Annotated in this window: 3 protein-coding genes; 2 read left to right on the top strand and 1 reads right to left on the bottom strand. The window is 52.5% G+C overall.

What is annotated here, in order from left to right:
- Positions 1-91 precede the first annotated feature (91 nt).
- A complete protein-coding gene (locus tag ACGF7G_RS05870; RefSeq protein WP_387464163.1) occupies positions 92-325 on the bottom strand; it encodes a hypothetical protein in 234 nt (77 codons plus the stop codon).
- Positions 326-483: 158 nt separating this feature from the next.
- Between ACGF7G_RS05870 and ACGF7G_RS05865 the strand changes: the two genes are divergently transcribed.
- Both ACGF7G_RS05865 and ACGF7G_RS05860 read left to right on the top strand, forming a co-directional pair.
- Positions 484-6327, top strand: coding sequence for an AMP-binding protein (locus tag ACGF7G_RS05865; protein ID WP_387464161.1), 5844 nt, complete (start codon positions 484-486; stop codon positions 6325-6327).
- Entirely contained in the window at positions 6324-11348 is a 5025-nt protein-coding gene (locus ACGF7G_RS05860) for a beta-ketoacyl synthase N-terminal-like domain-containing protein (protein WP_387464160.1), read from the top strand. Before ACGF7G_RS05865 ends, ACGF7G_RS05860 begins: the two co-directional genes overlap by 4 nt.
- The last annotated feature ends 3 nt before the right edge of the window (positions 11349-11351 follow it).

Genomic DNA, 11351 nt, shown 5'->3' with positions numbered 1-11351 from the left:
TCATTCGCACTGGCGGAAAAACTGAATGACAGAATTTTCACCATGGCAGCGGCGTCTCCGTTGCATCGTTTGTCGCTGTTTTCCGCCTGCATCAAATATCTCGCATTTCTACACTGCCGTGAGCCGGAGGGGTGCTTGACTTGGGCCATCGAGGCGGAAGACATGACGGGGAACGTAACATCGGCGGCTTTATCCGCTGATTGTCCCGCGGGCGTTTATCTCGTTCCTGCCGAATGGCACCTGACGGAAGCGGAGCTGGCGCAACCGGTAAAACGCCTGTTTGGTGATGAGCTTGTGCAATGGAAGCAAGTTGCTGTGTTGACATCCGGTATGTCGCCGCAATCGGTGTCTTCTGTCATGTCGCAATTGCCGCAAGTTCTGGTGGGTTACTCTGAAACGCAGTCGCCCTTTGAGAACATAGATACGACGAGTTATTCACTGGGCATTTGGATTCAAGCCCACCCCAAGGAGACTTGCCTACACATGCGATTCGACCCAGCGAGGGTGGACGCAGAACTGATATCGCTTTTGATGGACCGCTTGGCCTTGTTGTTAAGCGGCATGGTGTCTGAGCCTGGCGCTCCGCTTGCGTCGATGCTCTGGATGCCACAGCAAGAGCAGGAACGAGTCGCTGCTCTATCCGCGCTGGTACCGGCGCAGCCACTGACGTACACAAATGTGGCGCAGGCCATTACGGTCTCGATCCGTGACAGAGCAGAAACTCTGTTTCTGGAGAGTGATGGTCAGACCGTTAACTTTAAGCAATTGGGGCAGTATACGGCAGACTTGTTAACTGATCCCCATTTACCCCAGTGGGAATCATTAGGCGATTGTGTGCTTATCGTTGGAGCCAAGGGAGTGGAAACCATGCTTGCCGCTATGGCGTGTATGCGCATCGGTAAGCCATTCTGCCTGCAATCGCATAGTGCTCCAGAAAGGCAGTTATTGGATATCATCGAGATACATAACACCAGGACGGTTCTGTTGCAGGAAAGTGTCTGCGAGATGGAGGAATTCTTCCGCACCCGAGGCTGTCAGGTTGTCATGCTGCCGCACTATAATTCGGTTTCTCTGGCTGGTATGGCGCGTATAGAGGATGCGTCAACCTTGTCTGTTCTGTTACGCAAAGGTGAGGAAATCAACCCCGACGACGCACTGTGCGTGGTGATGACCTCCGGCAGTGAGGGTAAACCGAAAGGTTGCGTTAATACTCACAGAGCATTACTCAATCTCAGTGATGAAAAGCAAACCCTGTATCGCACGGCTGGCTTCAGGGTCGCCTCTATGGCGAACCATACTTTTGACTACTTCGTACTGGAGTGTGTGCAGTGTCTGGTACAGGACATCGTGTTGGTCATGTTGCCGGAAGAGGTGCGTACAGACGCCGGGAAGTGCGTCAAATTCCTACATGAAAACCGCATTGATATGTTATTCGCCACGACGGTACTGGCGGAAGAGATCATGGAACTGGGCGATATCCCTAGTTTGCGTCAACTGTATTTCGGCGGCGAAAGTCTGAGGACGTTTCAAAAGAATAATTACGCGCTATTTAATGTATACGGTCCCAGCGAAACTGGCGTTATCACCACCTATTTATCCATAGTGCGCAATGACCAGAAAATCACAATCGGTAAGCCGCTTAGTGGCAGTCAGTGCGTTGTGGTGTTTCCCGGAACCTTAGAGCTATGCCCGATTGGTGTACCGGGCGAGCTGTTGATAGGCGGTGTCGGAGTGGGGGCGGGCTACATGAATCGCCCGGAGCTCACTGAAAAGGTATTTATAAACCTGGATACAGAGTGGCTGAAAGGTAAATATTATCGTAGTGGAGATCTCTGTTGTTGGGACGTCTGGGGAGAGATTGAAATCCTGGGGAGACGCGATCGCCAGCTGAAAGTGAACGGTTTTCGCATCGAACTGGACGCAATTGAAAAGAGCCTGCTGGAACTGCCGACAGTGTCACAGGCAGCGGTTATCGGCATAACAGACAAACGGGGACATGCTCGTCTGGGGGCCTTTATCGTTGTGACGGACAGCCGGGTAACGGAGCAAAACGTAAGAGAAGCATTATTAAGCCGGATGCCGGCCTATATGGTTCCAGGTCAGATTGTTCTGGTGTCGGAATTGCCGCTGACGCGCAATGGCAAACTAGATCGACAAGCGCTGAAACAGGCGCTTGGCAAAACAGCACATGGCGATATCATCCGGCCCAGTGGTCCAACCCAAGAGTGGCTGGCAGCCTGTTGGGCGCGATATTTGGAGTTGGAGGTTGGTGCGTTATCGGTAGACAAAAGCTTTTTCGCCTTGGGCGGGCACTCGTTACGGGCGGTGAGAGTTCTGGCGGAAATTCAACATGAATTTGGTCAGGCTGTGTCTTTGTTGACGTTTTTCCAAAACGATACGATCGAGAGTCTGGCGAAAATAATCGATGCCCGACTTATCGGCGAAGACAGAATGACGATGAACGGCTTATCGAGCCTACTGGAAACAGCTCCCCAGCTTTCGGCTGACGGGCGTGGGCCATTATCGGCACAAGAAGCTCGGCTCTATGCGCAATATCGTCTGCATCCGGAATCACTGGCTTATATTCTGGCTCTGGAGATTCCTTTATCGCAGGAGGTCTCTGCTGATGCGGTGTCCCGAGCGCTACAGGCTCTGATCGAGCGTCACGATATTCTGCGCACCCGATACCGTATAGATAACGAAGGAATTCCCTACGCTGAGATATTACCGTTGCTCATGGTTGACCGGGTGCTGATCAATGACCGGAACCAGTGGTTACAAGTACGGACGCGGGCTTTTGATTTGGGTGAGGGCCCTTTGCTGAGAGGCTATCTACAGGAAGTGAACCCGGAGCACGCCTGTTTGCAGTTGCAAATCCATCACATATTAGTGGATAAACCTTCACTGGAAATTCTCCAGAGCGAGTTTGAGCAGTTGTTGGCGCAGGCATCGCTGGCTCCCGTTGCGTTGCGTTACCGGCGTTACGCTATGGCATTGACGGACGCCCGTCAGCACCAGGTTTGGGAACAGGCCGGGACATTTTGGAAAAACTATCTTGAGGGGCTTGAGTTCGATCCGTTCGGGCATGGTGCGGTGGACGCTGGCAGCAAGATGGGAACTGTGTCCTGGCACCTGTCGGCGACGAACATGGCCGAAGTGAAACGTCTTTGCGGGGCATTAAATGTGACCCCGGCTACATTCTTCCTTGCAGTGTGGGGCCTTGCTGTAGCGCGTGCGGGGCGTAGCAATGCATTTTCCATTTCAGTGGCTAATGCGTTTCGTCCAAGGTGTGCGCTGGAGACGGTGGGTATGTTCGTTTCATTATCCCCTTGCGCATTTCGCTTTGATCAGCAGGTAGGGACTTTGGATGAATTTATCAAAAAGTTGGCGGGTGAGCAGTGGAGTGCGGTTGATCATCTTTTTTTCCCGATTGAGGAAGCCTTTGCGTTGTTCAGTCGTGACCCGCGGATGTTTGGCCGCAATCCGCTGCTCAATGTCGCTTATTCCTACATTGACATAGCTGAGGGGGAGCATGAAGCGTCGGGCGCAGATGATTTATTGGTAGAAGCGCACGGGCCGCTCAATCTTGCAGTAACCCATAGAGCACAAAACTGCCGATTAACTCTGGAGTATCAGGTTGACGCCTTCACTGATTCACAGATAGAAGCCATCGCCACCCGCTATCAGGAAATCTTACAGCAAGTCCTGAGTCACGACCCTTCCACTTTGCAGGTTGATAAATTGATCGTGTCCGCCGGGGCAGTTAAAAAGGCGTTTCGGCCGATTCAACGGCGTGAGTCATATACCCAAATTGATACAATGCTGATTAACGCGTTTTTGACATTGTCCGACCGACCCGCAGTTATTGACGACGAAGGCGTTGTCACTTGGGGGGAGTTCGCCAAGTTGACCACTGTGTATACGCGGGTTTTAAATCAGAGCGCGATCCGGCGGGCGCTAATCCTGGAGCGTCAGGGGCGTCAGTTACAGGCGTTTCTGGCGGCCTGTTTCCTGACGCGCACGACCTATTTGGCGCTGGAGACGGGGACGCCGGAGGCGCGTATTAAGGAAGTTATCCGCCATGCGGAGCCGGATCTCGTGGTTAAGACCGGTGCTGTTGCGCTGGATGGATGCGCACAATCGCAGGATAACGTTACGGTTGATTCTTTTCCCATAGATTGGCGCGACTTTCAAAGTGTGAAATGCCGCGACGATAATCCTATTGCCTGGATACTGTATAGCTCCGGCACTACCGGCAGACCTAAAGGCATTTGCGTTGCTGCACATACGGCGGCGCAATATGTGGATTCTCTCGTCAATATGCTGGGGTTGAAACAAGGATTGCGGGTGGCACAGCAGTTTTCTCCCAGTTTTGACGGCTATCTTGAAGAAGTTTTGTTGGCCTGGGCGTTGCAAGGGACGAGCGTAGTGGCCGACCGCTACAGTTTGCTGGATGATCGCAAGGCGAGGGCGTTTTTAGCTCACTACCGGCCTGATGTCATTTCCGCCGCTCCTGCTCTTTTCTCTGCCTGGAACCGTATGCCGGATTTGGAACCTTTGCCCAAGGTCTGTATCTCCGGCGGCGATTTCCTCGCCGCTGGAGATATCAGCCAGTTGCTTGGACGAATGCAGATTTGGAACAGTTATGGCCCCACGGAAACTTGCATTGCCGTGTCGATGGTGAACTGTGCACGGTTGGCGTCAGGAGCAGCGCTTTCCATCGGCGAACCATTTGGTCATGTTGCCTTTGCCGTGGTTGACCCGGATGGTATCCGGCTCCAGCCTGGTCAATGGGGAGAGCTGGTGATTTATGGGGATTTTGAGCGTCACGGCTATCTGAATGATCCGGCGCTTACTGCGCGTAAATTTGGTCGGGACGATCAGGGGGCTTTCTTCCGCACCGGCGATTTAGCAATGGCGGATAAAGACGGACTGTTTTACCTCAAAGGGCGCATGGACGACAGCTGTAAGGTACGGGGCAATTTTATCGGCCTGGGAGAACTGGAGAACAAAGCCGGACAATATCCGGGCGTGACCGCGGCAGGTGCCGCGGTGGCGTTCGCCGGAACGTCGGAGGCCTGTTTGGTTCTGGCGATTGAAGGAGAGATGAGTGCAGGAAAGGAGAATATTCAGTCAGGTCTGCAACAGTATTTAGCCCGACATTACACCCGATCTCATCTGCCATCAGCGATATTTCCGGTGGCGTATTTGCCCCGAACTGAAATAGGCAAGCTGGACCGGCAGCGGATCGTGGCGCTGTTTCAGGAGTGGAGCGAATACACGCATCAAACGATGGAAGAACAGGCTTCGACGATGGATGAGGAGCTGCAAACACTTCTCGCTTGCTGGAGGAAGTGTCTGGAATATAAAGGAGCGCTGACGCTGGATTCCGACTTCTTCCTGGTGTCCGGATCGTCCCTGAGCGCTGTACGCCTGGCTAGTCAACTAGAAACGTTATTCGGTGTTACGTTCAGCCCCGTCGATGTGTTCCGCCACCCTACGCTCGGCGAACAATGGTCATTGCTCAAAGGACGGCGGGACCTGAATAGGGCGAGCGATACACTATTAGAGGAGCGTTTCCTGAACGCTGATGAGCCGGGCATTCCCAAACTCATGCTGCTGCCGCCGGCGTTAGGTGGGCTTATTGAATTGCAGGCTCTGGCGGACAAGCTGGCGGGGCGAGTGACAGTATCTGTTTTGACGACGGAACCCAGCACCGTTGAAAACTTGCCGGAACAGGGGTTTAAAGAGGCGTTGTTAAGTACCTTGACGTCACGCATTAAAGTGCAGGACACCCATTCGTTACGGCCGCTGTGGTTGGGAGGTTATTCCCTCGGGGCTGAGGTATTGGCGGTGTTGCTGGAGCAACAACCGGAATTGTTGCAACACATCAATAAGCTGGTATTTCTCGATCCCAATTTGCAAACCGAAGTGTTTGGCGGTGATGAGTTGTATTCGGAGTTCGTTGAATTCTTTCGCGGCGTCAATTGCCTGACTTGCGATAGCGCCGGGATTGATTCCGGCATTGATGTTGAGACGTTGCAGAGGGAATTCCCTGCGCTCCATCAGGAGTGGTGTTATTACCGGTTGCAGCACCAGATCCTTGAAGGGAGAACATTCCATGAGCGAATTTTGGCGCTGTCGTTAAAGAATCTCTCCGTCACCATGTTCTTTTCCGACGACGCAGACGGAGAATGTATTGATGAGCTTATGCAAAAACTAAAAGGATGTTGCGCTATCCATCGCAAAAGCAGCGATCACTTTGAATTCGTTAAACAATTAACTCCCAATGACTTTATAGACCCGGAACAAGGTAAGACATTATGAGTGCAGAAATAAGAGAAGATTTGGATATCGCCGTCGTCGGTTTGTCAGGTCGATTTCCGGGGGCCGGAAACTGTGGTGAATTTTGGCGAAATCTACTCATGGGAGTGGATGGGATCTCCCGTTTTACGGAGGATGAGTTACTTAAAGCGGGGCATGACGCCAGTAAGATACGCAATAAAGACTTTGTGCCAGTCAACGGCGTGCTTGAAGGCGCGCAGTATTTTGATGCGGAATTCTTTGGCTACAGTCAGGCGGAGGCGGCGCTTTTGGATCCGCAAACCCGTTTGATGATGGAGTGCGTCTGGCATGTTCTGGAGAACGCTGGCGTCGATCCTGATAAACGGGGCCGCAAGATCGGACTGTTCTTGGGCGCGCGCAGCACGGTGCAGTGGACCATGCAGGCGATGTTGTCCGAACAGGTTGAGAATGTAGGCGGCTTTCTCGCTTCTCAGTTGTCCAATAAAGACGCGATGAGCACGCTGATCTCCTGGAAGCTTGGGCTGGAAGGTCCCAGTTTCACCCTCCAGACTGCCTGTTCAACCAGTCTGGTTAGCGTGCATCAGGCCGTACAGAGTTTGTTGAGCGGCGAGTGTGATTTCGCCGTTGCTGGTGGAATCAGTTTGTTGCTGCCGCAACAAAATGGCCATACCTATCAAGATGGCATGTTGTTTTCAAAAGACGGTAAGACCCGGGCGTTTGACGCGGAGGCCACCGGCAGTGTGTTCGGTAGTGGCTTGGGTGCGGTAGTGTTGCGGCGGGCGGGGGACGCTATCGCCGATAAAGATCCTATATGGGCCATTCTCAAAGGCTCCGCCATTAATAATGACGGCACCCGCAAGGTAGGCTACACCGCACCCAGTGTTAAGGGACAAGCGGAAGTGATTCGCTCCGCTTTGCAGATGGCCGAAATCGACGCTGCGGAGCTGGATTTTATCGAGTGTCATGGAACGGCGACCTCTTTGGGGGACAGCATCGAATTCATGGCGTTGCGTGAAGTTTTCAATGAAGGGAGATCTTCCGCTGGTACAGCGGAGACGTTGAATCCGTGTGTGTTAAACCAATACGCGCTGGGTGCGGTTAAAACCAACATTGGGCATCTGGACGCCGCTGCCGGCATTGCCGGTTTCATTAAGATGGTATTGGCGCTCAGACACGGAGTGATCCCGCCTACGCTGCATTTCCAACAGCCCAATCCTCAATTGGAGTTTGAGCAGTCGCCATTTTATATCAACACCCGCGCTGAATCTTGGCCATCAAAAGAGGGGAAATTGAGAACCGGCGGCGTCAGTAGTTTCGGCATCGGCGGAACTAATGCGCACATGGTGCTCCAGCAATATATTTTCCCTCTGGAGGCCAGTGATGCGAGCGGCGGCGATAAAGGGCCCGAAGTCTGTTTCTTCCCGTTTTCAGCTAAAAACAAAGCTTCTCTGGCGCTGCAATTGGAGTCGGTATCTCATTGGCTGGTGTCGCAAACCGGTTCAGATTTACGTGCGTTGTCCCAGACCTTAAGCAAGCGACATAGTTTTTCGTGTCGAGTGATGTTCGCGGCGGATTCGAAGTTTGCTCTGATGCGACAAATTGAACAATATCTGGCATTTGATGAAGAGGCTGATGTTCTGGTATTGATTCGACAATCCTTGGAAAAACAAGTCTTAGAAACGACGTTGCCAGATAATCTCTCAGAGAAGCTTGAGGCTATCTCCAACTGGGTGTCCGGTAAGACGAAAGAGCTTGGAAAACTGCTTTTCAGCCCCTTTAACGGACAACTGTTAATGGATGTGCCCGGATATGCTTTCATTCGCGAAGAGCATGGCGCAGGGCATATTACGGATAAGACTTGGGCGCAAATCACTAACATTGTCTCTGCGCCTGATGGTAAAAGCTTGTTTAAAAACGCTCCTGGTCTGCTGGCACCATTCTGGCGGCCTGTACGCTTGCCGGGAGAACCGATGCAAGAGGATAAGCCGCGCGCCGCGCTGCTGGTTGACCAATCTTTAGCGTTTTTTACCGGTGGGTTGGCAGACAAAAATCAGATTGAGACCGTCAGCCTGAATATGCTGTGTTCGGAGCAAGTGCGAAGTGCTCTCGCGGGGCTGTCTATCAGCTTGCAGAAGAACCCGTCTCTGGTGCTGTCGCTGGCGTTCCCGACTGATGGGTTTTCTTTCTCCCCAGCTTCGTTCCAAACTTTGTCTGAATTGGGCAAGGTGCTCGCGGAAGCCGATTTCTCCGCGTTTACTTCTGTGCATATTTACTTGATCACCTCTTATTTCTCCAGAACAGGTGATAGCGGATGTCTGACTGAATCGGTATTGACGATGGCAGCTCTTAAAGCGCTGGCTTTAGTGTTGCCCCAGGAGATCCCTGGCATCAATTGCGCGTTTTTGTGTATTCAGAATCCAAGTGAGGATTGGACGCCTGCGGTTCTGACCGGACTGTTGCAAACCCCGTTGCATGGGCCTTTGAAACTTAATGACGAGGGGCTGTTTGTTGAAGATTTCCGTTGCCCGGATGTGGAAGAGAATGAGGTATTGGATGAAGCGCGCTTCACGGGGAAAACCTATGTTATAACCGGCGCCGGCGGCAGAATGGCCGGGGCGATGGCGAGGGTGATCGCACGACGTTTTCAGGGACGGCTGGCGTTAATCAGCCGCCAGTCTGCTGATTCTCCTGCCATGAAGCGCTTGCAGGAGGAGCTAAAGGAAGCGGGCGCTGGGGCGGTGGAGATTTTCCCGTATGTCCTGGAGTCAGAAGCCGATGCATTGGCGTTGTTTGAGTCCATTCGTCATCGTTTGGGCGATATTAGCGTGGTTATTCACGCTGCCGGCGTCACGGATGGGGACTCCTTTTCTCCGTTGGTTCAGCTCAATGCTGACCATTACCGCGTACAACTCGAGCCAAAAGCCCGGGTGGCGGAAGTTCTCGCCAAAGTATTTGAAACTATTCCTGTCGAATATTGCTTCGTAACTTCTTCTATGTCGGCGTTTTTCGGCGGCATTGCACATGCGGCATATGCAACGGCCAACTTGTTCCTGGACGGTTGGGGACAGATTCAAAACAGACGGCCAGTGGGGCCTCGTTGGGTTGTTGTGAACTGGGAAACTGTCCACTTTGAAGAGGAGCATCGAGGCGATACGCTTGTTTGGGGCGTCAACGAAGTCGCTTTCACCGGCGCTGAGTTTCCTGCCTTGTTCGAGAGTAGCCTGCGTGAATACGACCACGAAAATCAGAAAATCTTCTCCGCCGGTCAGTTTATGGACAGGCTGTACGCCTGGGGAGGAAGGCGCACTATCAATGGCGATCGCAAAGCGCAGTTGGCAGGTGGCGTCAAACTGAAGCCCAGACCGGAAACGCTGACTTCTGTTTATCAACCTCCCACTAATGATATACAGAAGGAAATCGCTGCTATATGGAGCGGCATCCTCAGCGTTGATGGCGTCGGCATCGATGATAGATTCATGGAACTGGGTGGCGATAGTTTGAAGACTATTGTGATGGCGGAAAAAGTGTATAAAAAACTTGGTAAGCGAGTTTCCATTCAGGAATTTTTCGCGCAACCCACCATTCGCGAGATTGGACGGCAATTTATCGACGACCAGGAGGCTTTCCATCCGGCCTTACTGGCCGTCGATCTGTCTGAGCCGATTGTCGCCAGTGCGGATCAGGAGTTGCTGTACATACATCAGACAACTTTTGCCGACGCCAGCTATAACATGCCAGTGGCTTTTCAATGTCCAGGCTCGGTCAGCGCAATCTCCATCGCCGCGGCGATAGAACAGGTTGTCGACAGGCATCCGGTGTTGAAATGTCTGTTTAAAAGACAGAACGCCAATCTGGTGATGCTGCCTCAGCTTGACGCTAAAGTCAGCTTGACTGTGTTTGAGGCTGGACCGACTCAGGAGGAAAACCTTGCTCGCCTCGAACAGTTTGCCAGGATGCCTTTTGACCTGCATGTTGAATTTCCAATTCGCGCCATGATGATAAAAGACGCGGACGCAGGCCAGTCTCATCAGGTGCTGATCGTTGTTCACCACATTGTATGCGACGCTGTTTCTCTGGGCATACTCGCCCATGATTTTCAAAGTATGCTTGAGGGACGGCGGTTACCTGCACCGGAGTATAGTTTCGCTGCATATCGGCGCTACCAGCTAGAGTCCGGAAATGAGGAGCAGGCACGGAAAAATAAAGCCTATTGGCTTGCCAACCTATTGCCTTTGCCAGCGCCGCTGGCGCTGCCGATAGTGGATGATTATGACGGGCATGTCGGTACTGAAAGTCACCGGGGTGTAACGCGGGTTAAAAGTCTTTCTCCACAAACCAGTGAAGAAATCAGGCGCTTTTGCCGTGAGTTTGGTTTGCCCACGTTTACCTTTTTCCTCGGGGCATTCGGTGTGTTGATGACGAAAATCGCCCGTGCTGAGTCCTTTCTGCTTGGTGTTCCGGTCACGGGACGTACACAGCCGGAAGAGCTGGCTCTGGTCGGCTACCTTGTCAACATGTTGGCTCTGAAAATTGAGCCGGATGCGGACTTTCTCATAGCGGATTATCTCCTGGAGTTTAACGCGCAGTGGTCTGAAAGCGCGCCTTATCAAACTTATCCGATGAGTACATTGCTGGAAGATCTGAGCGCTGAACGCTACTGCCAAAGCCGTCAAGGTAAGCATCCGTTGTTTGACGTGGTTTTCGGATACCTGCCCCTGAGTCTGAACGGCGCTGATGAAGCGGCCTGGCGGCCCGGATTTTCCCGACTTGAACTGGCATCGGATACGGCCAAGTTTGATTTGTTGATGGAAGTGTCTGAAACCGGAGAAGCCTTTGATTGCACTATACAGTTTCGCGAACGCATGTTTAGCGAAGCAACCATTATGGCGGTGTTTGAGTACTTCTTCACTTTGATAGATGAGGTGCTTGCCGATCCTGACGCGGAAATACAGGAACTGCTCAAGAGCCTTAGCTATGAGCATACGCTGGATGAGTCTGCTCAGGCGACCGACCGGGATGTGGATTTAGAGTTTAATTTTTAGGGG

This window comes from Photorhabdus sp. RM323S (genome assembly GCF_042879375.1).
GTDB lineage: Bacteria > Pseudomonadota > Gammaproteobacteria > Enterobacterales > Enterobacteriaceae > Photorhabdus > Photorhabdus tasmaniensis.
This window is presented reverse-complemented; position numbering and strand designations above follow the sequence as displayed.